This window comes from Nodosilinea sp. LEGE 07298, assembly GCF_015207265.1.
Taxonomy (GTDB): domain Bacteria; phylum Cyanobacteriota; class Cyanobacteriia; order Phormidesmidales; family Phormidesmidaceae; genus Nodosilinea.
Window position 1 is genome coordinate 15,325 of record NZ_JADEXE010000021.1, and the last position, 25,628, is coordinate 40,952.

17 protein-coding genes and 2 pseudogenes are annotated in these 25,628 nt (G+C 57.2%); 9 read left to right on the forward strand and 10 right to left on the reverse strand.

The features are described 5' to 3' along the window. The first annotated feature begins 192 nt into the window (after positions 1 to 192). A complete protein-coding gene (locus tag IQ273_RS04875) occupies positions 193 to 1,407 on the forward strand; it encodes a hypothetical protein (RefSeq protein ID WP_194022048.1) in 1,215 nt (404 codons plus the stop codon). A gap of 283 nt (positions 1,408 to 1,690) precedes the next feature. Here the strand turns inward: IQ273_RS04875 and IQ273_RS04880 are convergent, their stop codons facing one another. Beyond that, complete coding sequence (locus IQ273_RS04880) at positions 1,691 to 2,269, reverse strand: glyoxalase-like domain protein (RefSeq protein ID WP_194022049.1); 579 nt, start codon at positions 2,267 to 2,269, stop codon at positions 1,691 to 1,693. 406 nt (positions 2,270 to 2,675) lie between these two features. Here IQ273_RS04880 and IQ273_RS04885 point away from each other — a divergent pair, with 406 nt between their 5' ends. After that, the gene (locus tag IQ273_RS04885) at positions 2,676 to 3,440 is read left to right on the forward strand and encodes an RNA polymerase sigma factor (protein ID WP_194022050.1); all 765 of its coding nucleotides are present in this window, start codon (positions 2,676 to 2,678) and stop codon (positions 3,438 to 3,440) included. A 154-nt stretch (positions 3,441 to 3,594) separates the two neighbouring features. Then, complete coding sequence (locus IQ273_RS04890) at positions 3,595 to 4,608, forward strand: tetratricopeptide repeat protein (protein WP_194022051.1); 1,014 nt, start codon at positions 3,595 to 3,597, stop codon at positions 4,606 to 4,608. 41 nt (positions 4,609 to 4,649) lie between these two features. On the opposite strand, the gene cphA is transcribed toward IQ273_RS04890, so the two are convergent. The 4 genes from cphA to IQ273_RS04910 all read right to left on the reverse strand — a co-directional run bounded on the left by cphA (position 4,650) and on the right by IQ273_RS04910 (position 10,138). After that, on the reverse strand, positions 4,650 to 7,358 hold the full coding sequence (gene cphA / locus IQ273_RS04895; protein ID WP_194022052.1) for a cyanophycin synthetase: 2,709 nt from the start codon (positions 7,356 to 7,358) through the stop codon (positions 4,650 to 4,652). Between the two features lie 221 nt (positions 7,359 to 7,579). Next, a complete protein-coding gene (locus tag IQ273_RS04900) occupies positions 7,580 to 8,350 on the reverse strand; it encodes a DUF1995 family protein (RefSeq protein ID WP_228052356.1) in 771 nt (256 codons plus the stop codon). A gap of 23 nt (positions 8,351 to 8,373) precedes the next feature. After that, complete coding sequence (locus IQ273_RS04905; protein WP_194022054.1) at positions 8,374 to 9,537, reverse strand: cysteine desulfurase family protein; 1,164 nt, start codon at positions 9,535 to 9,537, stop codon at positions 8,374 to 8,376. Positions 9,538 to 9,673: 136 nt separating this feature from the next. Beyond that, positions 9,674 to 10,138: a DUF309 domain-containing protein gene (locus IQ273_RS04910; protein WP_194022055.1), complete on the reverse strand. Its 465-nt coding sequence runs from the start codon at positions 10,136 to 10,138 to the stop codon at positions 9,674 to 9,676. 91 nt (positions 10,139 to 10,229) lie between these two features. Here IQ273_RS04910 and glmM point away from each other — a divergent pair, with 91 nt between their 5' ends. Further along, positions 10,230 to 11,705, forward strand: coding sequence for a phosphoglucosamine mutase (gene glmM / locus IQ273_RS04915; RefSeq protein WP_228052358.1), 1,476 nt, complete (start codon positions 10,230 to 10,232; stop codon positions 11,703 to 11,705). 60 nt (positions 11,706 to 11,765) lie between these two features. On the opposite strand, the gene IQ273_RS04920 is transcribed toward glmM, so the two are convergent. Further along, positions 11,766 to 13,253 carry a S10 family peptidase gene (locus IQ273_RS04920; RefSeq protein WP_194022056.1) on the reverse strand — a complete coding sequence of 496 codons (1,488 nt, stop codon included), beginning with the start codon at positions 13,251 to 13,253 and terminating at the stop codon, positions 11,766 to 11,768. Positions 13,254 to 13,412: 159 nt separating this feature from the next. Between IQ273_RS04920 and IQ273_RS04925 the strand changes: the two genes are divergently transcribed. Together IQ273_RS04925 and IQ273_RS04930 are read left to right on the forward strand one after the other, a co-directional pair. Continuing rightward, positions 13,413 to 14,273, forward strand: a complete 861-nt coding sequence (locus tag IQ273_RS04925) for a DUF1361 domain-containing protein (RefSeq protein WP_194022057.1) — start codon at positions 13,413 to 13,415, stop codon at positions 14,271 to 14,273. A gap of 73 nt (positions 14,274 to 14,346) precedes the next feature. Then, entirely contained in the window at positions 14,347 to 15,879 is a 1,533-nt protein-coding gene (locus IQ273_RS04930) for an AAA family ATPase (RefSeq protein ID WP_194022058.1), read from the forward strand. 105 nt (positions 15,880 to 15,984) lie between these two features. Here IQ273_RS04930 and IQ273_RS04935 read toward each other — a convergent pair whose 3' ends face one another. Next, a complete protein-coding gene (locus tag IQ273_RS04935) occupies positions 15,985 to 16,998 on the reverse strand; it encodes a glycosyltransferase 61 family protein (protein WP_194022059.1) in 1,014 nt (337 codons plus the stop codon). A gap of 1,064 nt (positions 16,999 to 18,062) precedes the next feature. Here IQ273_RS04935 and uvrA point away from each other — a divergent pair. Together uvrA and IQ273_RS04945 are read left to right on the forward strand one after the other, a co-directional pair. Continuing rightward, positions 18,063 to 21,167, forward strand: coding sequence for an excinuclease ABC subunit UvrA (uvrA, locus tag IQ273_RS04940; RefSeq protein ID WP_194022060.1), 3,105 nt, complete (start codon positions 18,063 to 18,065; stop codon positions 21,165 to 21,167). A gap of 310 nt (positions 21,168 to 21,477) precedes the next feature. After that, entirely contained in the window at positions 21,478 to 23,022 is a 1,545-nt protein-coding gene (locus IQ273_RS04945; RefSeq protein ID WP_194022061.1) for a mercuric reductase, read from the forward strand. A gap of 184 nt (positions 23,023 to 23,206) precedes the next feature. On the opposite strand, the gene IQ273_RS04950 is transcribed toward IQ273_RS04945, so the two are convergent. From IQ273_RS04950 to IQ273_RS04960, 3 genes and pseudogenes are all read right to left on the reverse strand, one after another. Then, a complete protein-coding gene (locus IQ273_RS04950) occupies positions 23,207 to 24,133 on the reverse strand; it encodes an SMP-30/gluconolactonase/LRE family protein (RefSeq protein WP_194022062.1) in 927 nt (308 codons plus the stop codon). A 16-nt stretch (positions 24,134 to 24,149) separates the two neighbouring features. Next, positions 24,150 to 24,602 carry a cupin domain-containing protein gene (locus IQ273_RS04955; RefSeq protein ID WP_194022063.1) on the reverse strand — a complete coding sequence of 151 codons (453 nt, stop codon included), beginning with the start codon at positions 24,600 to 24,602 and terminating at the stop codon, positions 24,150 to 24,152. Between the two features lie 148 nt (positions 24,603 to 24,750). After that, a pseudogene (locus IQ273_RS04960) lies at positions 24,751 to 24,888 on the reverse strand (IS256 family transposase); the annotation flags it as partial. Positions 24,889 to 25,131: 243 nt separating this feature from the next. On the opposite strand from IQ273_RS04960, the pseudogene IQ273_RS04965 reads away from it, so the two are divergent. Continuing rightward, a pseudogene (locus tag IQ273_RS04965) lies at positions 25,132 to 25,628 on the forward strand (hypothetical protein); the annotation flags it as partial.

The window sequence follows — 25,628 nt, forward strand, 5'->3', positions numbered from 1 at the left end:
TCATAAATCTTGTGTCCCTATAGATTAAATATTTAGTGAATGTAGACGTTACTTTCAGGAATCTCCAGCAAGATCAGTGATTCTTCTGATGGCAACACAATTCATGTTTTACCTAGGCAGGCTCCATTGGTTAAGCGGTACATCCCCCTTCAACTGGCGCTAGTGAGCCTTGGTCTGCTCTGCCCTGGAGCTATGCCAAGCTACGCCCAATCTGACCAGAGCAGCGATGCAGATCGTGTAGCGGCCTGGCAGTCGATCGCGGCTCAGGCTGAGGCAGCTAATTCCGTCGATCGAGAAGCCCTGGTAGCAAACCTGGCTAGCACCGCTGATCCAGACGAGGCGTCGAGTCGATTTACCTTAGAGGCTGCGATGGTTGCAGACCCACCCTTGGGTACCAACGCCACCGCGATCGCCCCCGACCCTGCCCTCGCTACCAGCGCTTACTTGACCACTGCTGCGGCCCTCACGGCTCCGCTCCAGCCAGACCGATCGCCTATCTCCCCCCCCGGTTCTGCCGAGCTAGCCCAGGCTGACGACGACTCTGAACTGCTGCCCCAAGACCCCGAGCTTGGGGTAATCCAGGTGCGGAGCCTGCTTGAAGACAACGACCTGGGTATCTTGCGGATCCGCGATCAGCCTCAGTTACCGACCCAGATGGCCCGCCCCCCCGCCAAAATTGGGTTTTTCTCGGCTCGTTTGGCGATCGCCAGCAGCGACAATATTTTGCTTGCCGTTAATGACGTAGGCGGGCTCACCAGCGATACCTTTTTGCGGCCCTCGATCGCCTTTGGCGTCTATCCCGCTTTGGGGCCTCAAACCGCCCTGATTGCCACTGCCGACCTGGGGCTACAGCGCTATGTTGATCAGTCATCGCTCAACTACGACGATCTGCGGTTTCGGGTGGGGCTGCGCCAGGGGCTTAGCCCCCGTAGCTACGGGCAGCTGATAGTCACCTACCAAGAGCTATATCGACCGGGGGGCAACCGGGCGCGATTTTTCAAAAATACTGCCCTGGGCCTCACCCTAGGCCGCCGCGACCCCATTACGCCAAAACTGGCCCTCGACTCCTACTATCTGGTTCAGTTCAACGACGCCGAAGCTACCGGCAGCGGCACCGCCACCGACTTTAGCCGCATTTTCCAGTCAGCGGGGGCTTACCTAGGCTATGACATTGCCCCCAGAATTCAGCTAGGCGTTAGCTATCAACTCAACTTAATCGACTACACGGCCCAGCCCCGCCACGACACCTTTCAACAGGTGCTGGGGCAGGTGGTGTATCGGCTTAACCCCAATTTGCGCCTGAACCTCTACGGCGGGGTTAGCTTTGGGCGATCGTCAGAGCCGCGAGTTCGGTTTAACGACACCTTTTTCGGGGCCGCTATCGATGCCACGATACCCTTGTTTTAGACGGCTACTCTGGTCGCACTGGCATGGATCACGCTTGCAAACGCCGTCACGTCTTCACAACCTTTGTGGTGGGGGTGCTGGCCGATGACGCGATCGTGCTGCATCGTAAATGACTTGGCTACGATTTTGAACCTGTACCAGCGGGTGAGGCCTGAATAGGTCAGGTAACATCGGCGTAGATGAAATGTCGAGCCGATAAAGGCGATTGGGCGGCGCTGTGATTCAGCCCAGTTTCTGGCGGCAGAGCATGGTTGACTATGTCCCGCTAGCTGCAAGATCGGTGCTAGTCGTCAATTTCGGCGAGTTCAATCACCTGGTTGTCGTAGTCTTTGACTAAAAAGTTCAGGGGCTTTTCGTTGCGAATTTTGTGCTGTACACCGCTGAGCTGCACCCGCATCAGAATGTACTCCAGGCAGTTGTGGTCGAAGCACACGTGGCGATGCTGGTTGCGATGGCCTAGGCTGGCCCCGCTAACAATGTGTAGCTGAGTGTTTTTGCGCAACTGGTACCACAACCCTTCGGGGCTGCTGAGTGCGCCCTGGTTGGCAAAGCTGGTAGCCCCGCCCATGTACATAGGGTCAAGGCCAGCGGTACCCAGGGTTTGCTCGTAGTTGTAATAGTAGTGCAGCGGTACCTCGGCGGCAGGCAGGTTGAGCATGCCCTCGTAGAAGTGGCGAGCTACCTCCATGTCAGACACCATAACGGTGTAGACCTTAGGGGCGCTTTTGAGAAACATCCACATGGCCCCGGCGTAGGCCACCAGCAGCATGACCATCACCCCTTGGGTCGACATAATGCTGTCGAGGGGTAGCCCCAGCAGGGCCACTGGGGTAGGGGCGGTCAGGGATAGGTTAAACAACATAGGCCCACACAGAAGGTACTAAAACGGTCGGCTGGCGAACTATCCACAGCAGCAAGGCTGGTTATAACCCAGTGTATCAATTTTGCAATAACCTCTATGGTCTTAAAGTTGACTCAGGTGTGGTTTGAGCGGGGATAATGGTTGACCTGCGGCAACTAAGCTGCTTATCGAGCCTAGGCGATCGCGCTGGCAAAATACTAAGCCATTGGTCTGCTTCCCTGGGGTACAGGCCTCTTCATATCGTTAAAACTTTGCAATCTTGGCCCAATTTTTTAAAAAAATAAGTCGCCAAAATCGCCACGCTAGGTATATTAGAGGCTGATTTATCCGCATCAGTCGGCGGCGGGCCTTGGCTCCAGCGGCGGCAGCTGTGGGGTAGTGGCGAATGTTTTTCACGGCTTAAACCATGTCTAGCACGGCGCATATTCCCAACTTTCCCGAGTGCGACCATCGGCTGGTGCAGGGCCTGCACCACCTGAGCGATCGCGAGCTGGTGCAGCTGTTTCAGCACCACGGCGAGGCCGGGCGCTACTTCACGGCCATCTTTTGCCGCTACAGCCCCATGGTCTACAGCCTAATTCGCCACTCGGCGCGATCGCCTGTGCAGGCCGAATACCTGTTTGCGCTCACCTGGCGGCACATTCTTCACGAACTGGGCGGGGTTGAGTGCCCCGAGGCCTTAGTAGGCGAAGGTCCAGGTGCTTTTACGCTACAAAACTGGCTGATCAACATTACTGCCCTCTGCATTAACCAGGCGGTAGTGCCCGAGGTAGAGTCCATTCACTATTCCCTAGCGCAGGCGACCCCGCCCTTCTGGTGCTACGTTGAGCAGGCCCTCGATCGCCTGCCTGCGGTAGAGCGGCTGGTGGCCGTCATGGCGCTCACCTTCCGCTGGAGCGAGAACCGAATCGCGGCGTATCTACAGGCCGAGGGCGAAACGCTTACGGCATCCGAAGTTCGCCAAAAGCTAGCGCTGGCTTTTCAGCATTTAGAAACGGCTCTGCCGGAGGACATTCGCCAGATTTATTTGGGGGATAGCTCCCTGCGGCCCGAACCGCTGCCCGACGACCTCAACAATCTGCTCGATGTACCCGATTTGGAAGGGGCAGGGCTAGATGAAATCAATTTGGTCGGCGCTGGGGGCGAACTGGGCAACGAATGGGCTAACTGAGTTGACCCACCACTAACCGCTACCCATCGCGTTGAACCATGGGAGAAAGACTTGGGGGACTAAATCTGAGCCAAGTCCAGAAGTGACGTTCTGCCGATGGGAAAACTACAGATCCCGAGCTGGACTTGGTATATGCCTGGGGAGGGCAACAGACATGAAGCACAAATATCTACTCCTGGGAATGTTGCCCCTGCTGCTGTCGGGGCTGAGCCAGCCTGCCTCAGCGATCAACCTCGAAGAGCAGCTCGACATTCGCCCCCTCGACGCTACCCAGGGACCATCGCGAGATGTGGCCGACGGCTGGATGCAGCTGGGCAACCAGCAGTTGAGCGAGGGCAACCTGACCGCAGCGGTAGATTCCTGGGCTGAGGCAGCTGAGATCTATCGTCTGCTAGGTGACGGGCAAGCGGCAGGGCAATCGTACGGATCGATCGGGGCCGCCTTTGCCACCCTGGGCCAATACCCAGAGGCCGAGCGGGCGCTGGTGCTGCGCATCGGCACCGCCCGCGACAATGATGATTCACTGGGTCAGGTCTACGGCCTCAATAACCTGGGCAATCTCTACGTGAACCGGGGGCGACTACTAGAGGGGCAGGCCTACTTCGAGGAGGCGTTGCAGATAGCCCGCACCACTGGCGACTCGCGGGCCGTTGGTCTGTCATTGAGCAATCTGGGTCAGGTAGCCACCCAGCGGGGCGATTTGGACGTAGCGGTACGCCTGCTAGAGGCAGCAACTAACTACCGCCTTCTAGCCGGTGATTTTGTGGGTGAGGCTCACTCCTCCAACAGTTTAGGGGATGTATACGTGGCCCTAGGCCGCGAGTCTAATGCTATTGGAGCCTACCGGGTAGGGCTGCGAGCCGGGGTCGAAGCGGGCAACATCGCCCTACAGATCCGCGCCCTAGACGGACTGCTGGGGATTTACCTAGACCGAGGCGAATTGAACATCGCGAAGCAGTATCTCGACCAGCGCAGCGCGCTTACCCTCGGTACCACCCCCGCTAATTTACAGACGGCCCTTACCTACCGCTGGCTGGGCGACTACTATCTCGAAACCAGTGACATCGCTTTGGCCGAGCAATCCTTTGAGCGAGGGCTACAGATTGCGCGATCGCTACAGGCCAAGTCTTTAGAGGCCGAGTTTATCAACCGCCTGCTAGATCTATAGCGAAACGATTCCCTCAGCCACCGACTCTCACAGACAGGTCGCTAGCTTTTGAGCAATCCAGAGGGAGTGGCCTCAGCATATTGATCAACGGGCTGAGCGACCGATTCAACGGCACCATTCAGCCCTGAGGCCTGGGGGGGTAATGGGTTGCGAGTCTTAATTAGGGCGATCGCGCGGGTGACGCTCTCGGGCAAAATGACCACCAGGCTGTCGTCGGGGGCTGCGTCTAAGGCGGTATTGATGGCCTCGGTTTCATCCAGAATGGTGCGGTAGGTGACCTCGCTGGGCACCTCTTCAATGCCACGCACAATCCATTGAGCAGCATCGCCGCGATCGCGGCCGCGAGTATCGTCGTCTTCTTTAACGATAATGTCATCAAACATTTGGGCGGCTAGCTTGCCCAGGGTAATAAAGTCATTATCGCGGCGATCGCCCGGCCCTCCGACTACACCGATGCATCGCCCTGGCCAATTTTTCACAAAGCCCCCCAGAGCCTCGTAGCTAGCGGGGTTGTGGGCATAGTCAACTAGAGCGTGAAACCGACCTAGGTTAAACAAGTTCATGCGGCCTGGGGTTTGGTCGCTGGAGGCCTCAAAGGTGTGCAGCGCCTGGCGAATACAGTCGATATCAACCCCTTGGGCAAAGGCGGCTAAACTGGCCGCCAGGGCGTTGGCAATCTGGAAGGGAGCCTTGCCGCCCATGGTGAGGGGCACTTTTTCGGCCTGCTCAATCCGCAGCAGCCAGTCGCCCTTGAGAATGGACAGGTAGCCCTGCTCGTAGACAGCCGCTAGTCCGCCCTGCTGGGAATGCTTGCGCACCAGGTCGTTGTGGGGGTCCATCGAGAAATAGGCCACCTGGCTCTTGACCCGCTGGGCCATCGCTGACACCAGGGGGTCGTCGGCATTGAGCACCGCGTAGCCGCTGGGGCGCACGGATTCGGCCACCACGCTCTTGAGATGGGCCATGTCTTCAAGGGTTTCGATATCGCCTAGGCCCATGTGGTCGGCGGCGACGTTGAGCACCACGCCGATATCGCAGTCTTCGAAGGCCAGACCCGATCGCAGAATGCCGCCCCGCGCTGTCTCCAGCACCGCCACCTCTACGGTAGGGTCTTGCAGAATTACCTGGGCGCTCTGGGGACCGGTGGTATCGCCCGGTTCCACCATGTTGTCGCCGATGTAGATGCCATCGGTGGTGGTAAAGCCCACCATTTGACCCGTCTGCTTGAAGATGTGGGCCGTCAGACGAGTGGTGGTAGTTTTGCCGTTGGTGCCGGTGATGGCCACTACCGGCACGCGGGCAGGGGTGCCAGGCGGAAACAGCATGGCCAAAATCGGCTCGGCTACATTGCGGGCAATGCCGACGCTAGGGCACACGTGCATACGCAGCCCCGGGGCCGCATTGACTTCGACGATAACGCCGTCCACCTCGCGCAGGGGCTTGGAAATATCGGTGGTGACCACATCAATGCCAGCAATATCGAGGCCAATGGTCTTGGCAATGCGCTGGGCCACCCAAATGTTGTCGGGGTGAATGTCGTCGGTGCGATCGATGGCAATGCCACCCGTACTCAGGTTCGCGGTGGCCCGCAGATAGCAAATTTCGCCCTCGGGCAGCACGGTGTCAAGGGTGTAGCCCCTCCGATCGAGCAGCTGCCAGGTGGTGCGATCGACCTCAATGCGAGTGAGCAGATTGTCGTGGCCGACGCCCCGGCGCGGGTCTTGGTTGGTCAGCTCAATCAGCTGCTCAATCGTTGATTTGCCGTCGCCAACTACGTGGGCGGGCACTCGCTCGGCCACCGCAATCACGCGCCCGTTAATTACCAAGACTCGGTGGTCGCGGCCCCGGTAAAAGCGTTCGACAATCACGCCTTTGGATACTTCTTTGGCGGCTTCGTAGGCTTCTTCGGCGGCCTGGTAGGTGTCGATATCGATGGTGATGCCGCGCCCGTGGTTGCCGTCAAGGGGCTTGACCACAATGGGATAGCCGCCAACGTCTTCGATCGCGTTCTCAAGCTCATCTAGGTAGTTGATGACGGTGCCCCGAGGGACGGGCACCCCGGCGCTGCGCAAAATTTGCTTAGTGCCCTCTTTATCAGAGGCTAGTTCTACAGCCAAAATGCTGGTTTTGCTGCTCAAGGTGGCCTGCACCCGCTGCTGGTAGCGGCCATAGCCGAGCTGGATCATCGCCCGGGTAGAAAGCTGCATCCAGGGAATGTCTTGGGTTTCGGCGGCGCGCACAATGGCCTCGGTGCTGGGACCGAGGGCGGCATCGAGGCGAAACTCGTTGAGGTCGGCCAGGTCTTGCTCAAGCTCCTCTTTGGCATAGTGGCCGGTTTCGACCAGGCTGTTGCACAACCGCACCGCCGCCCGTGCCGCATAGCGCCCAGCCTGCTCGTTTTGGTACTCAAACACCACTTGGTAAACGCCGGGTTCAGCCACGGAACGGGTGCGGCCAAAGCCGACAGGCATGCCAGCCATAGTTTGTAGCTCTAGGGCAACGTGCTCAATGATGTGGCCCATGTAGGTGCCCTGGCGCACTCGGCTTAGAAATCCGCCGCGATGCCCAGGCGAACAAAAGTGTTCGATCAGGCTGGGGAGCGTTTCGGCTAGCGCTTCATAAAACCCAGGAATCTGGTCCGAGGGGCGGTCAGCCAGGTCTTCTAGATCTAGCCGCATTAGGATCAGATTGGGGTAGCGGATGCTCCAGTAGTTTGGCCCTCGGAGAGTCTGGGTTTTAAGAATTCGCATGGGCTATCGTAACTCACCAGTCGTAGAACAGGGTTGGCTTGAGCGCAGCGTGAATAGACGGGGCTGATCAGGCGGGGTGTAGTGAAGTATAACCCCAGGTTAGGGCTCAAGACAGTATCCCTGGGGCACGATCTTGCCTTGGCGAAGGGAATAACGCCATCCCTTTGACAGAGGCCTCTAGTAAAGGCCTCTGTCAAAGACAAGCAAAAGGGGGTGTCTCTTTACTGGGTTAGGGCACGAATAAATCCCTGTAGCTCACTTAAAAAACCACCCCGTTTGCTCTTGATTGGCGCATCGTCAGGGGTGCCTGCTGGAGCGGTTTCGCCCAGTAAAATGCGATCGATCGCTTCGCCGGAGGGCTTTTGGGGTGTTTCAGCCAGTAGTGAATAGCCCGCCTCAGATTCTTGCCACACCTGCCAGGGGTGCGGGTAGCAGCGCAGCAGCACGGCCCCTTCTAGCGGCCGCAGGTAGTAGATTGGCTCTAACGTGCTGAGGAAGCGATCGCGCAGCTGCCGTCCGGCATAGCCGATGCCAATGGTGGCTACGTCCTCTAGCTTGGGGTTGAGCATGATCACAAACTTGTCGCCCGCCTCGGTGCACATGTCTTCGACCTGGTTGACCTCAATCGACGAGGGCTCGACAAACAGGTAGGCCTGGTCATCGGGTTCCATTTCGCTGTGCAATTCGCCAATGCCGCGCACCACAAAGTCGGGGTTGCCCCAGTCGCGGCGGGCCAGAGCCGCTGCCCCCGCATCGGGAAAGTAAACCTTGAACACAAGGCCTAGCTCTTGCAGGGCGGGGTAAAACCGCTGGGCCACGGGCAGGCCCTTCAGCTCGGAGTAAGCCAGCTCCACCACCATACGGGGTACCCCCGCCTGAATAGCGGCCTGGGCGGCCCCCCGAGCCTGGTCGATCGCGTCTTCCAGGCTAGCCGGTACGGCGGTCACAGCAGAATTCATAGCACCATCATTGTCTTTTGCGGCTTGAGTCATGGCGGCCATTAGAAGTTAGAACACTACACAGGAGTCAGGGCGAGGGGAGCCAGGGCACGGCGCAGCACCTGGCGCAGCACCATCGCTACCCAGTCAATATCGGCAGCGGTGGTATGCCGCCCCAGGGTGAGACGAATGCCGCAGCTGGCCTCGCGATCGCTGTAGCCCATCGCCAGCAGCACTGGGCTGGGGCTGAGCTTGCCACTGCGGCAGGCCGCCCCGGCGCTAATGCCAATGCCGGCTAAATTCATCTCGCGCACCAGGGTACGACCGCTGACCTGCTCACCGTCGGCGGCAATGCAAAAGCTAGCGTGGTGGGGTAGCCGCTGGTGGCGATCGCCTGTGGGGGTGAGTTCAGCCACGCTGGCTAACTGGTCGAAAAGGTGATCGCGTAGGCCAATCAGCCGCCGGGTTTCGGTAGCCATTTCCTCAGCGGCCAGGGCCGCCGCTATCCCAAACCCGGCCAGGGTAGGCACCGCCTGGGTACCCGATCGCAGGCCAAACTCCTGACCGCCACCCCCTAGCAGGGGCACTAGCTCTACCCCAGGCCGCACGTACAGCGCCCCGGCCCCCTGGGGGCCATAGATTTTGTGGCTGGAGATCGACAGCAAATCGACCGGCAGAATCTGTACATCGAGCGGCAGCCGACCGGCCGCCTGCACCGCATCGGTGTGAAACAGCGCCCCGTGGTCGCGGGCGATTTGGCCTAGCACCTCGATGGGTTGCAGGGTGCCGACTTCGCTCTGGCCGTAGATCATCGACACCAGCACGGTGTTGTCGCGCAGGGCCTGGCGCAGATCGCTCGGACTGACCCGTCCCTGGGCATTCACCGGTAGTCGGGTTACCTGCCAACCCAACGCTTCCAGCTGCTGGGCCGGTTTTTCGACCGCTGAATGCTCTACTGATGAAATCACAATGTGCTGGGGCACCCGGTAGCGCTGGGCGACTCCCATTAGGGCCAAATTGTCGGCCTCGGTGCCCCCCGCCGTAAATACCACCGCATCGGCCGGGGCATTGAGCAGCGCCGCTACCTGCGATCGCGCCTGCTCTAGCACCGTGGCCGATCGGTTGCCCCACTGGTGCAGGCTGGAGGGGTTGCCCCAATGGTCGGCCATGCAGGCGCTCATCGCGGCGATCGCCTCCGGGCGCGGGGGCGTGGTGGCGCTGTAGTCTAAATAGATTTGCATAGTCGACGTCGGCAAGAGAACAGCGCGCCCCAATGGCACAAAACCCATCCTAGCAGGGAGCGCTGTTGCTAACGATCGTCGCTGCTCTCGGCTTTGGGGCCGCGCTGGCGACCTCAAACCTGAGGTTGATCTTGACCTACGTAAACAGATAGATAGCCGGTAGCGGAGAATCAATGCCTGCGATCGTAACCATAGCGTCGGGGTCAGCCCCAGCTGCCGGTTTGCCCTGGGCCAGGGGGACTGCTGCGGCCACCTCGGCCACGCGATCGGGGCCAGTTTGGTGCAGCATGGTCAGCCAGGCCCAGCCACAGTCTACCAAACGGGCGATATCTACCCCAGCATAGGCGGGTTCGAACGGGCGCAGGCGGTTTACTCCCTCTCCCAAAAGAATAGAGGCTCCCTGCCAGTTGAGGTTGCTCAGGTGATATAGCCCCACGGCAATTTGTAGAATGCCCTGGTAAAAGGGTTTTTCTAAGGTATTGGCCTCCATCCAAATCGCTTCCAGTACATCGTGGCAGCGGTAGTACTCGCCTTGGTTAAACAGAGCAATGCCCTCTTCCAGGCGGGGATCAACACTTTCGGTAGAGATATGAGTAGCCATAGGACTGGCAGAACTGGCCTAGAGGGATAGCTCCATCCTAAGGCAGAGGTGCTATCCTCCACTGTGAGTGTGAGGTGTGAGGAAAATTAATATGGTTAGTTCTCCGGTGAGGCCCACGGGCACAGTACCCCTAGGCCAGCAGCAGAGCGGCAGCGCTACAGCCCCTGAGTTATCTGCTAAAGGATTGGCAAGGTTACCACTACCCCCAGGTCCCTTGTTTGGTACCGATGGCATTCGCGGTAGAGCGGGCGACCTGTTAACAGCTCCCCTAGCCATGGACATTGGCTACTGGGCCGGGCAGGTCATGCAGGCCAAGGGGCTAGCCGATGGGCCGATTATTTTGGGCCAAGACTCTCGCACCTCAGGTCACATGCTGGCTTCGGCCCTCTCGGCAGGCTTGACCGCCGCCGGGCTAGATGTTTGGCACATTGGGCTGTGCCCCACCCCGGCGGTGGCTTACCTGGCCGAGTCATGCCAGGCTTTGGGCGGAATTATGATTTCGGCCAGCCACAACCCCCCCGCCGACAACGGCATCAAGTTTTTTGACGGTGATGGCACCAAGCTTGCCAGCACGGTGCAAGCGACGATTGAAGCGGCACTGCGGGGGCAGCTTACGGAGCTAGAGGCAGCCTCTGCTGCCTGGGGGCAGTGTTACTACCGACCCGAGTTGGTCAACCGCTACGCCAGCTTTTTGCACAAACCTCTGCAGCCCGGCCTCGATTTGGCGGGCATGAAGGTGGTGCTAGATATGGCCTGGGGATCGGCCACTCGCCTGGCAGAGCAGGTGTTTGTAGAAGCCGGGGCTGAGGTGATTGCGCTGCACGGTGCCCCCGACGGCGATCGCATCAATGTGGACTGCGGCTCGACCCATCTAGAACCGCTCAAAGCCGCCATTAAGCTGCACCAGGCCGACCTGGGCTTTGCCTTCGATGGCGATGCCGACCGGGTGATGGCGGTCGATGCCCATGGCCGCGTGGTCGACGGTGACTACATTCTTTATTTCTGGGGCAAGCGACTGCAAGAGCAGGGGCGGCTGCCCAACCACACCTTAATTTCCACAGTGATGGCCAACCTGGGCTTTGAGCGGGCCTGGGAAAAGCTGGGCGGCACCCTGGTGCGTACCCAGGTCGGCGACCAGCACGTGTACAGCGAAATGGTGAGCCGGGGGGCCAAGCTCGGGGGCGAGCAGTCGGGCCATATTCTCTGCCACCACTACAGCCTTACGGGCGACGGCATTCTCACCGCCCTGCACTTGGCTACCCTGGTGCAAGCCCTGGGCGGGTCCTTGGCCGCCCTGGTGGATGACAGCTTTACGACCTACCCGCAGAAGCTGCAAAACGTCCAGGTGACCGATCGCGATCGCCGCCTCAACTGGCAAGACAGTGTCCCCGTCTACCAGGCGGTCGAAGCCGCCGAACAGGCCATGGGTAGTGAGGGCCGGGTGCTAGTGCGCCCCTCCGGCACCGAGCCTGTCATTCGGGTCATGGTCGAAGCGATCGACGGGAGCCTAGTCGATCGCTGGACTCAGCACATTGTACAGGCCGTTACCCAGCACCTGGCCGTTTAGCCTCCAGCTGTCTAGCACCTCAGGGAAAGCCCGATCAATCGCCTGGCCGCAGCAACGCCCCTACTTCCCCGCCGCCTGGTGGTAGAAGCCCTGCATATCGTCAAACCACTGTCGCCGCGACTCATGCCAGGTGTAGAACATGTGCCCTCCCTGAAAATGGCGCAAGGTAAGGTTTGAGCGTAGTTCATCGTTGAGCGCCATCTGGTCGACCAGGTGGTTGGATGAAAAGTAGGGCGTCACCAGGTCGTAGATGCCGTGGGTAATGTACACCTTCAGGTAGGGGTTGAGGGCCATACCCACCCGCAGGTCATCCACCGAGCCCACAAAACCCTGTCGGTAGTCGCTCTCGGGCAAAAACTCCCAGGCTTTGAAAACTTCAAAGCTGAGCAGGTTGTAGGTCAGGGTGGTGTTGACCCCCAGGGTAGAGCGCAGGTGGCTGTTAATCGCGCCGGTAAACAGGCGATCGATGCCCTCTAGGGTGGGGTCGGTGCCCTCGTGCAGCACGCGATCGGGAAAGGGGTCGATCGCCGTTACCGATCCATCGTAGAGGCCGAGAATGCGCTGCTGCTGGCGCAGTAGCTCGCGGGCAAACACCGCAATGTCAATGCGGCCCCGGTGGCGCTGCACGACTTCTGGGGGTAAGCCAATCAGCTCGGCCAGCTGGCCAAAGACGCGCTGCTGGTCTTCGGCGGCGGCGGTGCGACCCAGGGCCAGCAGTGGAATCAGCGTTTTGCGGGCAAACTCGGCGGCTTTGGCCCCGTGTGTCATGGGGCTGTCGGCGGTGTCTACCCGACCGTGGTAAACCGCAGTGGCCGCCATCGACGGGATCACCGTAGCCCAGCCGCTCAGGTTGTAGTCGTTGCCCTCCAGCAGCATAAACTCCATTACCGGAGAGATTAAAACCGCCCCGCACAGGCCGACGCCATAGTCTTGCTGCAGCTTGCGACAGAGTTTAGCCACTCGAAATCCGCCGTAGCTCTCGCCAGCAATAAAGACTGGTGAGAGCCAGCGGTGGTGGGTTGATAGATACGCCTGGATAAACTCGCCCAGGGCGTTGAGATCGCGATCGACCGTCCAAAATTTTTTGGCGCTGTCGTCGGGTTTATCCCCAGGCTTCTCGGCAGGTTTTTCGTCTGATTTAGCTGATTTTTCCTTATCCTTGGTGAGCATGCGGCTAAAGCCAGTACCCAGGGGGTCAATAAACACCAAATCGGTAAAGCTTAACCAGCTTTCGCCATTGTCGGTTACCTGCACTGGTGGACGCGGCAGGCTGCCGTCGGAGTTAAACACGACCCGGCGCGGTCCCAGAGCGCCCATGTGTAGGTAGGCCGACGCGGCCCCAGGGCCACCGTTAAACACAAAGGTAATCGGTCGCTGGGCTGGGTCTTGATCGCCAATGGTGTACGCCACGTGGAACAGCTCAGCGACGGGTTCATCATTCTCAAAAAGAGTCTGCCACTGGGCTGAGGCGGTGTAGGGGTGACTGCCGTGGGGGGTCGTAAGCAGATGCTCGGTAGTGTTGCCCTGGCGCTGAGGAGTTTCTGTCATGGAGATGCAGGTAAGAAAACTCTACTTGTTATAGCGCGGGTGCTAATCAGCAGGTCGTCTAGGTGCGATCGCCTAATTGACCACTCTAGGGGCGGACACATTACCCTTTAAGGATTTAGATTGGGTTAAATCAAATTCTGCTTTTGGAGTTTACACCTGATGAGATGGCTCCTGCCCAACATTATCAGCGCCTTTGATAACGTCTACAGCGGCTGGATTTTGTGGAACTTGTTTTTGGCGGCGGTGCCGCTGCTGCTGAGCTTTAGTTTGTTTCGCCGCCAGAGCTTAGCCAACCGATGGTTTTTAGCATCCTGCGTGCTGGTGGGGATAATCGGGGTGCTAGGGCTGGGGTCTCGCATACCTCGTGCCGTGCAAGGTCTCTTTAACGTGCTCAGAGACAACTCCAGCGGCGGCTTCATCTCCTGGTTTGAGCTGTTGTGGCTACTGGTGGTCATAGCCTTTGCCGGTCTGCTCAGCCTGAAAATTTTCAAAACCAAGCAAAATCCCCAGGGTTGGCTGTGGTGGGTTGGTCTGGTGGTATTTTTGGTCTTTTTACCCAATGCTCCCTACGTCCTCACCGATATTATTCACCTGATTCGAGGCACCAGCTCGGGGCAGATTCGCATTTTGGTCGTGGCTCTGGTGTTCATTCCCATCCACGCCATTGCCATTTTGCTAGGGTTTGAAGCTTACGTCATCTCTATTCTCAATCTGGCCGCCTACCTCAAACAGCACGGTGCCAAAGCGATGGTTTTGCCCCTTGAGCTGACAATTCACGCGCTCAGTGCGGTGGGCATCTATCTCGGCCGGTTTCTGCGCTTTAACAGCTGGGATTTAGTGGTTGACCCCACTGGCGTTATTGCCTATACCCTCGATGCTCTGACCTCAAAGCAACCGGCAGCCGTTATCTTTGTCACCTTTATGATCCTGGCTAGCCTCTACTGGGTAATGAAGCAAATCACCCTGGGTCTCAAGCTGCGCATTCGCTATGCCCGCCAGGGTATTGATGTACTTGACTAAGCTTCCGGAATCTACGGTGCAGAAAGTGTAGGCAGAAACGGGCACCTTAGCCCTAGCGTTACTACCGGCAACCATGTCTTTTAAAGCCAGCGTGCAGCACTTTCAAACCTTGGTGACCTCCTTTCACCCGGTTGTGATAATCGATACCGTTGAAGAAGAACGGGTGCAGGGGTTAATCAGTGCGGCCTGTAGAGATATGCAGATGGCGGTGTTTGAGTGGAGCATTGCTCAGGGGCTGATGCGATCGCCCAACAGCCCCGACAACCGCTGGCAAAACGAGTACGCTCCTCCAGGGGCCAGGCGTGGGCAGGCTTTACCCAAAACGGCCGAACCCATCGACATGCTGCGCCATATTCAAGAAATGAACTTTAAAGCCATCTTTTGGCTAAAGGATTTTGCTCCCCACCTTAAAGATGCAGTGATAGCCCGGCAGTTCCGAGAAGTGGCAGAGCAGTTCTCCCACAATCGTTCCACCCTGGTGATTAGCGGCAGCGGCAACACCCTACCCGCTGAAATTGCCCACGATGCCGTGTACTTCGACATCAAGCTCCCTGAGCCTGAAGAGCTATACGAGGCCGTTTCCGACGTGGTCCGGGTGCTGAAAGGTCGAGTCAAAGTTGAACTTAGCCCCGAAGACATTCACGTTCTGGTCAAAGCGCTCCAGGGCATGACCCTGAGCCAAACCCGCAAGGTAATCGCCTACGCCGCCCTCCATGACGGCAAGCTGAACGCTGATGATGTGAAGCGAGTGCTAGAACGCAAAGCCCGCGTCATCCACGAAGAGGGTTTGCTCGACTACTTTCCAGCTGAGACTAACCTGGCCCAGCTGGGCGGCTTTGAGGGCCTCAAACGCTGGCTCGGCTACGCCAAAGTCGGTTTTACGCCCCAGGCCCGCCAGTACAACCTGCCTGCTCCTAAGGGCATCTTAATCGTAGGCATTCAGGGCTGCGGTAAGTCACTGGCGGCCAAAACCATTGCCCGCCAGTGGCAGCTGCCACTGCTCAAGCTGGATGCTGGTCGCCTCTACAATAAGTACGTGGGCGAGTCAGACAAAAACTTTCGCCGTGCTGTCACCATGGCCGAGACCATGGCTCCCTGCATTCTATGGATTGACGAAATCGAGAAGAGTATGGGGCAGAGCAGCGGTGAGGCCGATGGGGGATTGAGCCGTCGCCTGTTTGGTTATTTTCTCACCTGGCTACAGGAAAAATCCCAGGAAATCTTTGTCGTTGCCACCGCCAATGATCTGTCCGCCATTCCCCCCGAGCTGCTGCGCAAGGGCCGTTTTGACGAAATCTTTTTTGTAGACCTGCCCGAGGCCGATGAGCGCCGCGATATTTTGCACATTCACCTCGATCGCCGCCAGCAGGGCCTACAGAACTTTAGTCTGGAGGAGTTGGTTGTTGCTACCGACGGCTTTAGCGGCGCTGAAATCGAGCAGGCCGTGATCACCGCCCACTACCGCGCCCTCTACGAAAACCGCCCCGCTGACACCACGCTAGTGATAGAAGAAATTAAGCGTACTGTGCCCCTCTCAATTACCCGACGGGAGGACATTCAACGGCTGCGTACCCTGGCTCAGGAACGTTTTGTAGCCGTTCGTTAGCGCTGGCTATGGCGGTGGAAAGCCACGAATAGTGGAACTTGCCCTCGGATTTTAAGCCAAAGCGAAGCAAATCTACAGTTTCCTCGACTGTTTAGGCTTACAAACCTAGGCCCCTAAATAGTCGAGGGCCATTTGAATTGACTTGCAGTCAACTGTAAAGGGATCGTGATAGGACGGTCTAAAGGCTTCCGGCGGCAGGTTAGAGAAATCTATATCATTTAATAACTTTGGTGTAACCTGGCCTCGAACGCCGCACCACTGTCCGTTGATGCCAGTAATCTGACGGCGGTGCGCCCAGCGACTAGCCCAGCCTGGAGAGTACAGCTCAACTACCTTAACGCCGCTGTGGGGTAGTGCAGGGTTTTGGAGACCGACGCGGTTGAAGACAAGGTGGCTCAGGGCTGCGCCATGAACCGCAACGACCACCTTTACATCGCGGGTAATAGACCACTTTTGACTGCAAGTAAGATCTTCAAAATAGTAGGTCTTAAAGCCTTTTTCCGCTAAAAACTTCTCTACCTCATCGTTGTTCAGTAGATTGCGTTTACCTCGGCGAGGAATAAAGATTTTCTCTACCTCTAAAGGCTCATGGCCAGAAAAACCGGCGTCATTGAATAGGGTTGCGTGGAGGTTGTAGAGCTTTGCGTCTACACTAGAAACCGCTTCGTCATTAATGATGAGGGAGAATTTGGGGTCTTCGACGGGCTGATTGTCATTTGCCCGAAAGGCCGAAACCGAGACTAAGTCACCATAGACGCGATCGTCAGTATAAATAACTGGAATACCTAAGGTCTCAAAGACCTCTTTGGCTAGGCTGGGTGCCCGCTTTCTGAGAATGACATGAATGTCAATATCTTGCCCCAACCGCTTGCTCAGCATTTGTTTAGCAAACAAAGCAGGAGCGGCAATATTTTCGATAACGTGGGCGATGTTAGTGTCTAGCTCTGGTCGACCATCCAGCAAAAACCTTTCTGGACAATCTACGATTTGCTCCCCTTTCACTGCTTTAGCAATGGCCCGGTAAAGTTTCCATCGGGTTGACCCTGACTTTCTGGGCTCGCTACGGCCTGTTCGAACCTCTACCTTGACCTGTAGGGGCTGAAGGTGCTCCTCAGGCATGAATATTCTCTCTATCTCAGAACGGAGGGTATCTCCCAGCGCTGTGGGATAGGAAAAAATCATTGAAGCGGGGATTTTCAAGTCAGGTAAAACCTCAACAATTGATAAATCCATAAAGGTTCTCTCTAGTTTTGTGATATTTAAGTTTGCGGCTGAAATGCTTAGAGAATAGTTTTGAATTTAAGAGTTCCCATCAACTTATCGCAGGTGCTTCTACAGCTAGTTTGGCTGAACAGAACCGTAAGCCTATCGGCAGGCTTCGCCAACGTCGAACGTTCCCTGAACGGAGAGAGCCAAAAAACATCTCAATACATCTCTAAACCTCTGAAGCAGCTTCGCCATAGGCTCTGCTCAGGGGAAGGTTGCATAAAATTAAGCATCTAAAGTTGATGATCGGTAGGTATCTGCCGAATCAGCTAAACTCTAGTGCTTTAAATCTTAGTTCTTTTCGTAAATTCATGGCCGCTAATCTATAGTCTAGAATACAGCAAAAATATATTAGTTCAAGCAGTTAAGGCGATGAATTCGTGAATTAGTGTTATGGGCTACATGCATGCTCCTTCACGTAGGGCAATGTAGGTTGCTTGCATTGAGGCGTGATATCTGATTGCCGCAGTGCTTAGAGACAAATTGATATTTTTGCCAAAAATCAACATGACTAAGGTGAGGATCTTCAGAAGCCAGGTGGCTGAAGTAGGGATAAAACGCCGTAAATGAGCAATAAACATTTCCTTTTACAATACTTTTACTATTAGCAGAGAGGTTTTAATCAGTTGCGGGCCGTGATCACATGCTTTCTTTACCGTTGGGGCGATTCGTTTAAAGGAATGCTATCCCTAGGCTGCCCAGGTTATGGCTATTGAGACCAGTGGGAGCAGTATGCAGCTTTATGCCCTGCCGAAGCGCTGGGGGTGATTGGGCTCCCCCGGCGATCGCAGTCCTAGCAGCCTCACCCAGGTCATCTTAGGTAGAGCTGGTGGGCATACTCCTTACCCTGGCGCAGAAGATTGATCAAGTGTTTATAAATGTTAAATTGGTAAAGCGTTGTCACGAAGCCCCCAGACATGCCCAAATCGGACCCTTCTGCTAAGAAAACTGCTGCCTCTAAGAAGGTCCGAGCATCCAACAATGGCAGCAACGGCAACCCCACCCCAGGACTGGCCCACCACCACGCCGCCATCGACGACAACGTAATTCGCATTCGCGGGGCGCGCCAGCACAACCTCAAGAACCTGGACCTGGAGATTCCCCGCAATCAGCTGATTGTGTTTACGGGGGTGTCGGGTTCGGGCAAGTCGTCGCTGGCCTTTGACACCATTTTTGCGGAGGGCCAGCGCCGCTACGTCGAGTCGCTGAGCGCCTACGCCCGCCAGTTCCTCGGCCAGGTGGATAAGCCCGACGTCGATGCGATCGAGGGGCTGAGCCCGGCCATTTCCATTGACCAAAAATCGACCTCCCACAACCCCCGCTCTACGGTGGGCACGGTGACGGAGATCTACGACTACCTGCGCCTGCTCTACGGGCGGGCGGGTGATCCCCACTGCCCAATCTGCGATCGCAGCATTTCGCCCCAGAGCATTGACCAAATGATCGATCGGATCATGGAGCTGCCCGATCGCACCCGCTTCCAAATTCTCGCCCCCGTCGTGCGGGGCAAAAAGGGTACTCACAAAAAGCTGATCTCCAGCCTGGCCTCGGAGGGCTTTGTGCGGGTGCGGGTGAATGGGGAACTGCGGGAGCTGACCGACAATATCGAGCTGGATAAAAATTACAGCCACAACGTCGAAGTCGTCGTCGATCGCCTGGTCAAAAAAGAGGGTCTGGAGGATCGCCTGGCGGATTCGCTCAGAACCTGCCTGAAGCGATCCGAAGGCATCGCCGTCATTGAAATTCTGGCTGATAAGCCCCAGACCGCCGAGGCCCCGGCTTCGGGCAGCAATGTAGTGTCGATCGCAGATCGCCTGCCCCAGGCCGCCGAAGAAGAAGGCAGCTACGGCCTGCCCAATGAGCTAGTCTTTTCAGAAAACTTTGCCTGCCCCGAGCACGGTGCGGTGATGGAGGAGCTATCGCCTCGGCTGTTTTCCTTTAACTCGCCCTACGGGGCCTGCCCCAACTGCCACGGGCTGGGCAGCCTGCGGACCTTTTCCGCCGAACTGGTGGTGCCGGATCCGACTTTGCCAGTGTACGCCGCGATCGCCCCCTGGTCTGAGAAAGACAACACCTACTACTTCTCGCTGCTCTACAGCGTTGGCCAGGCTTTTGGCTTCGAGATTCAGAGCCGGTGGGATCAGCTCACTCCCGAGCAGCAGCACATCGTGCTCCACGGCAGCGATGAGAAGATTTATATAGAGTCGGACTCGCGCTACCGCGATCGCAAGGGCTACCACCGCCAGTACGAGGGCGTGCTGCCCATCCTCGATCGTCAGTACAAAGATAGCTCCTCTGAATTGCACAAGCAGAAGCTCGAAAAGTACCTGATCGACCAGACCTGCGAGGTCTGCCACGGCACCCGGCTCAAGCCCGAGTCTAACGCTGTGCGCATTGGTCCCCACTCGATCAGCGACCTTACCAATGTCTCCATTCGCGAGTGCCTGAAGCGTATCCGCATTCTGGTAGGCGAAGAGGTGGTGGGCGAAGCGGGCGATTCGCCCAAGCTCTCGGCCCGGCAGCTCCAGATCGGTGCTCTAGTGCTGCGCGAAATTCGCGCCCGCCTCCAGTTCATGATGGATGTCGGCCTCGACTACCTCACCCTGCACCGCACCGCCATGACCCTCTCTGGCGGCGAGGCCCAGCGTATTCGTCTGGCTACCCAGATTGGCTCTGGCCTCACTGGCGTACTCTATGTGCTGGATGAGCCCAGCATTGGCCTACACCAGCGCGACAACGATCGCCTGCTCAATACCCTCACCCGCCTGCGGGACTTGGGCAACACTCTGATCGTGGTCGAGCACGACGAAGACACGATCCGCGCCGCCGACCATTTAGTCGATATTGGTCCAGGGGCAGGCATTCACGGCGGGGCGATCGTGGCCGAAGGCGACCTCAAGACCCTGATGACCGCTAAGGACTCCCTCACCGGGGCCTACCTGTCGCGGCGAATCTCTATTCCTACCCCGGCAGAGCGGCGATCGGGCAACGGGCGATCGCTCATCCTCAAAAACGTCCACCGCAATAACCTCAAACACCTGGATGTGGAGATTCCCCTAGGGGCGCTGGTCTGCATTACCGGTGTCTCTGGATCGGGCAAATCGACCCTGATCAACGAGCTGCTCTATCCCGCCCTGCAGCACCACTTTGGCAGCAAAGTGCCCTTCCCCAAGCACATGGACAAGCTGGAGGGGCTGAAGGCGCTGGACAAGGTAATTGTGATTGACCAGTCGCCGATTGGCCGCACGCCCCGCTCGAACCCCGCCACCTATACCGGCGTGTTCGACGTGATCCGTAACCTGTTCACCGAAACCATCGAGGCCAAGGCGCGGGGCTACAAGGCGGGCCAGTTCTCCTTCAACGTCAAGGGCGGGCGCTGCGAGGCCTGCGGCGGCCAGGGGGTGAACGTGATTGAAATGAACTTTTTGCCTGACGTGTACGTGCAGTGCGAGGTGTGCAAGGGAGCGCGCTACAACCGCGACACTCTCCAGGTCACCTACAAGGGCAAAAATATCTCTGATGTACTGAATATGACCGCTGAAGAAGCCCTGGCCTTTTTCGAGAATATTCCCCAGGCCGCCAGCCGCCTGCAAACGATGGTGGATGTGGGGCTGGGCTATATTCGCCTGGGGCAGACGGCCCCCACCCTCTCTGGCGGCGAGGCCCAGCGCATGAAGCTGGCCTCGGAGCTGGCCCGCCGCTCGACCGGCAAAACTCTATACCTGATCGACGAGCCGACCACGGGGCTATCGTTTTACGACGTGCACAAGCTGCTGGACGTGGTGCAGCGCCTGGTCGATAAGGGCAACTCGGTGCTCACCATCGAGCACAACCTGGATGTGATTCGCTGCTCTGACTGGATCATCGACCTGGGGCCAGAAGGGGGCGATCGCGGCGGCGAGCTAATCGCCCAGGGCACCCCCGAGGCGGTGGCCCAGGTGTCCGGCTCCTACACCGGCAAATACCTGGCCAAGGTGCTAGAGCAACACCCGCCCACGGGTCAGACTGCCTCGGCTGGATGAGTTATTCAGAGGCTATGGTGTGGCTAAATCATAGCGGTACGAAAGGGTAATTGGGTGCGTCTGTGGCCTCGTCCGATTACGGGTTCAGTATGTCTAAATGCCAGCCCTTAAAGGCTGGTAACAGAGTAACCTGCCGTTTTTTCTTGTTTTTGAAAACGTCTTTTGTGGGCGAACCATAGCGTAAAAACCGGAATTTTGTCACACCACCTTTTATAAAAACGCTCTTTCGATGGAAGAAAGTTTCTGTCAACTTTGAGAGGCTTTGAGTACTTCGAGTGGTTTCATCAACGTTGCGAGCCAGAGTATTCCTGTGACTCAGACCTATCCCAATTCCGTTACGGTTCCTCCAATGGACGCTCACAACCAGAGGCTGGTGTCCTACCTGCATCCTCCTGATTGGTCAAATCCGGTTCCTGCTGAACGCTATAACCTGGTGGTCATTGGGGCTGGCACCGCAGGGCTGGTCACGGCTGCCGGAGCCGCCATGCTGGGGGCCAAAGTGGCGTTAGTCGAACAGCATTTGATGGGGGGCGACTGTACCAATGTGGGCTGTGTGCCCTCCAAGGCGATGATTCGCTCGGCGCGGGCGGTGCAGGATGTGCGTCAGGCCCATCGATACGGGGTGCAGGTGCCCGACGGGGTGCAGGTCAACTTTGCCCAAGTGATGGAGCGGCTGCGGCAGGTGCGGGCAGAAATTAGCGAAAATGACTCGGCCCAGCGCATCCAGAGTGAGTATGGCGTAGATATCTTTTTTGGCAAAGCCGCGTTTTCTGGTGGCGACACGATTACCGTGGGTGACCAGACGTTGCGGTTTCGGAAGGCGGCGATCGCCACCGGCTCCAGCCCCGTCCAACTCCCCATCGACGGGCTGGAGGAAGCGGGCTACCTGACCAATGAAACCGTCTTCAACCTGACCGAGTGCCCGCCTCGCCTCGCCATCATCGGTGGTGGCTATATTGGCTGCGAGCTGGCCCAGACCTTTCAGCGCCTGGGGTCGCAGGTGACGCTGCTGCAGCGGGGCGATCGCATCCTCAAAAAGTCTGACCCCGAGGTCTCTGACCTGATGCAGCGCATTTTTGTAGCGGAAGGCATTGACCTAAAGCTCGATGCCCAGGCCCAGCGGATAGAACGACACGGCGATGAAAAAGTCATTCACTACCAGCAGGGAGACGAGTCGCATACCGTTGTTGTGGATGAAATTTTGGTTGGGGTGGGACGTAAGCCCAATAGTCAGGGGCTGGGTCTGGAACAGGTCGGCGTTGAGGCTGACCCCAAGCAGGGTATTTGCATTAACGACTACCTGCAAACCACCAATCCGAACATTTACGCCGTTGGCGACTGCTGTATGCGCTGGAAATTTACCCACGCCGCCGATGCCGCCGCCCGTATCTTGATTCAAAATGCGCTGTTTGCGGTGTTTGGTATCGGTCGTCGCCAGCTGAGCGGGCTCACCATGCCCTGGTGTACCTACACCGACCCGGAAGTGGCCCATGTGGGCCTGCCTGCTAGTCAGGTGGCCGAGCGGCAGAATGTACGTACCTTTACCCTGTCCCTGTCCGAAGTAGATCGGGCTATCACCGACGGAGAAACCGACGGGTTCGCCAAAATTCATCTAGATGGCAATCGGGATAAGATTCTTGGGGCAACGGTAGTGGCTCGCCATGCGGGGGAGATGATTAACGAGATTACTTTGGCGATGGAGAAGGGGTTGGGATTGGGCGCGATCGCAAACGTCATCCATCCCTACCCCACCCAGGCAGAGGTCATTCGCAAAGTCGCCGATGAGTACAGCCTCAGTCGGTTTACCCCGTTCGTCAAAAAACTTGCCGCTACCTGGCTGCGATGGCGACGGTAATTGGCAAAACAATTGGCAAAACCTAGAGCATCGGTACAGTCTCTAAACAACAGCCTCACTCTGGTGCCCTAGCTCCACCTGGATGCCCTAATTTTGCGGCTCTGCCGCTGGTTTTAGGAGGCAGAGGCCCCTTGTTCCAATGCAGCGCATTGGAACAAGGGGCAGCGAATACTGAACCGGCGTTCTAAGATTTCCCTCCGTTTCTAACGTGCACCAGGCCCCGAGTCTTCACTCGAATTCTGTACAGCGACTCGCCAGCGGTAATCAATAAGCAGTGGCCCTCTGGACCGCCAAAGGTAAGGTTGGTGACGGTTTCAGGAACATAGATTTTACCGAGGAGAACGCTGTCGGGCGCGAAGACCTGAACGCTGTCTTGCGAACTGGTGAAAATGTTGCCCTGCGCATCTACTCGAAAACCGTCTGGTTGGCCGGGGTCTACCACCGCGAAGACTCGACCATTTGTAGCCTGGCGGCCCGCCAAAACATCGTAGACGCGAATGTAGTGATGACCCTGGGGATAGTCAACCTCAGAGGTATCGGAGACGTACAACTGGCGCTCGTCTGGGCTGAAAGCTAACCCATTGGGGCGTTCCATCTCGGTGACGACGGGTTCGATCTCAGTTGTAGCCGGGTCGAAACGAAAGACAAAGCTGCTGGGCTGCTCCATTTTGCCGCCGTAGCCCTGACCCGGTTGGGTAATGCCGTAGGGCGGGTCTGTAAACCAAATGGTGCCGTCACTCTTGATGACCAGATCGTTGGGGCTGTTGAGCCGCTTGCCCTGGTAGCGATCCACCAGTATTACCCACTGACCATCCTGCTCACGCCGAATGATCGCCCGTTGCCCGTGGGAGCAGGCCACCAGCCGCCCTTCCAGATCGAGGGTGTTACCGTTTTGATAGTGCGATGGGTCTCGTAAGACCTGCACCCCTTTATCTTCATGCCAACAGAGCAGACGATTGCCATGCCCTTCGCTGAAGACCACGCTGCCATCTTCGGGGCAGTACACTGGCCCTTCGCTATGGACAACACCGCTGGCAAGCTGCTCTAAGTCTGCGTCTGGGTAGACAAGTTCTTTGAGGCGATCGTCGAAAATTTCAATGTTTGCGGCCATCTATACCTCCTGCCGCTCAGGCAAAAGCCCCCGGTTTTGCGGCGATATATTGCTCGTCGTTGAGCTGGGCAATCATGAGCACGGCGGGTTCATCGCCGACGGTGCCAGAGAGGTGGCCTTTTTTGTCCTCATCGTCTGCCTGTGTATTCTGGTCGCCGCCAAAGGAGACGTCCCCTGGCCCCATTTCGACCCGCTGACCATCCATGGTTTCCACAAACCAGCGCCCAGAGAGGGGCACAATCCACTGGGGCTGAGGGTTTTCGTGCCATTCGCCCACCCAGTCAACCGGCAGCACCGTGAACATGATGTTGGCTCCAGAGGTGAGTAGGCGGTTGTTCCACTGAGGATCGGTACCTTCCGCAATGCTGCTTTGCTCAAAGTTGCTCAGCTCACACTGGGTCTGGTGGCTAATGCCTTGCTCATCGGTCCAGACGTGCCAGTAGGTGAGAGTAGGTTGTTGGTTGCTCATAGAGGTGGAAGAAGGGTTGGATTGAGGTGTATGACAAGAAATCAAGCGGTGTACTGCTGCGGAGTCAAATCAGTTTTGTCATCGGCTTGACATCCATATTTGAATGAAATTTGAGAGTGCGCAGATTTTTGTGTAAGCCTGTGACGGTTCAGATTTTGAATCGTTCTGGGAACAGGATAGCAAAATGCGAAAGTGCTGCTCTCCAGTTTTTGATGGGCCGGATCCATCGCTTGGCAATATTGTTTATGGCTAAATACAGAAGTTTGAAGACAGAGTCTTCATCAGGATCGTTGAGCGAGTCTGTCAGGATAGACGCTTTGACCACCACTATCGGTTGGATGTCAAACGACCGCGCCTGATCGCTCAGTTTCAGTTATTGAAGAGGCTGGTGTGAGGCGATGCCCTGGATGTGATGCTGAATGAACGGCCTGTTGTAGAACGCTTTACATCGCTTATTTATGATTGACAGTACAGTGGCTGCCTTTGTAGTGTGCGGTAATTGGTCGTAGCGTACTGACTTAAAGGGATTGTGGTTACCCTTAAAGCATCTTTCTCAGGTCGGACACAAATTAAGCAGGCCAGATTGAAGCAGGGCTGGGCCGCCAGTGATTTTCGCTGGATGCAAGCGGCCAGTCTCGTTCTTGGTACTGATTGGGAGTCGCTGGGGGTACTGGCGGCGGGTGTTTCTGAGGGGACATGGAAGCGGTTTTTAGCTGGGAAAGTCGCTATCAATGCCGAGGCATTTAAAGCTTACTGCGAAGTGCTGAGGCTTGACTGGCAGACCGTCGCTGAGGTTGAGCCCAAGACGGGAGTTGCCGAAAATGGTGCAACGGCCCTGGCAACCGAAGAGCCTGCGCCTGAGGCCTCCACCCTTTTGGTGGACTGGAGCAGTGCTCCTGACGATGCAATCTTTTACGGACGGCAGAGCGAGCTAGACACCCTTCGGCACTGGGTGATAGAAGACCGCTGCCGACTGATCACGCTGCTGGGCATGGGCGGCATTGGCAAGACGGCGCTGTCGGTGCG

Excerpts from the sequence above, each read along its gene's own strand:
- IQ273_RS04875 (WP_194022048.1), top strand. The coding sequence starts at position 193 with ATGCCAAGCTACGCCCAATCTGACCAGAGCAGCGATGCAGATCGTGTA.
- IQ273_RS04880 (WP_194022049.1), bottom strand. The coding sequence starts at position 2,269 with ATGTTGTTTAACCTATCCCTGACCGCCCCTACCCCAGTGGCCCTGCTG.
- IQ273_RS04885 (WP_194022050.1), top strand. The coding sequence starts at position 2,676 with ATGTCTAGCACGGCGCATATTCCCAACTTTCCCGAGTGCGACCATCGG.
- IQ273_RS04890 (WP_194022051.1), top strand. The coding sequence starts at position 3,595 with ATGAAGCACAAATATCTACTCCTGGGAATGTTGCCCCTGCTGCTGTCG.
- cphA (WP_194022052.1), bottom strand. The coding sequence starts at position 7,358 with ATGCGAATTCTTAAAACCCAGACTCTCCGAGGGCCAAACTACTGGAGC.
- IQ273_RS04900 (WP_228052356.1), bottom strand. The coding sequence starts at position 8,350 with ATGACTCAAGCCGCAAAAGACAATGATGGTGCTATGAATTCTGCTGTG.
- IQ273_RS04905 (WP_194022054.1), bottom strand. The coding sequence starts at position 9,537 with ATGCAAATCTATTTAGACTACAGCGCCACCACGCCCCCGCGCCCGGAG.
- IQ273_RS04910 (WP_194022055.1), bottom strand. The coding sequence starts at position 10,138 with ATGGCTACTCATATCTCTACCGAAAGTGTTGATCCCCGCCTGGAAGAG.
- glmM (WP_228052358.1), top strand. The coding sequence starts at position 10,230 with ATGGTTAGTTCTCCGGTGAGGCCCACGGGCACAGTACCCCTAGGCCAG.
- IQ273_RS04920 (WP_194022056.1), bottom strand. The coding sequence starts at position 13,253 with ATGACAGAAACTCCTCAGCGCCAGGGCAACACTACCGAGCATCTGCTT.
- IQ273_RS04925 (WP_194022057.1), top strand. The coding sequence starts at position 13,413 with ATGAGATGGCTCCTGCCCAACATTATCAGCGCCTTTGATAACGTCTAC.
- IQ273_RS04930 (WP_194022058.1), top strand. The coding sequence starts at position 14,347 with ATGTCTTTTAAAGCCAGCGTGCAGCACTTTCAAACCTTGGTGACCTCC.
- IQ273_RS04935 (WP_194022059.1), bottom strand. The coding sequence starts at position 16,998 with ATGCCTGAGGAGCACCTTCAGCCCCTACAGGTCAAGGTAGAGGTTCGA.
- uvrA (WP_194022060.1), top strand. The coding sequence starts at position 18,063 with ATGCCCAAATCGGACCCTTCTGCTAAGAAAACTGCTGCCTCTAAGAAG.
- IQ273_RS04950 (WP_194022062.1), bottom strand. The coding sequence starts at position 24,133 with ATGGCCGCAAACATTGAAATTTTCGACGATCGCCTCAAAGAACTTGTC.
- IQ273_RS04955 (WP_194022063.1), bottom strand. The coding sequence starts at position 24,602 with ATGAGCAACCAACAACCTACTCTCACCTACTGGCACGTCTGGACCGAT.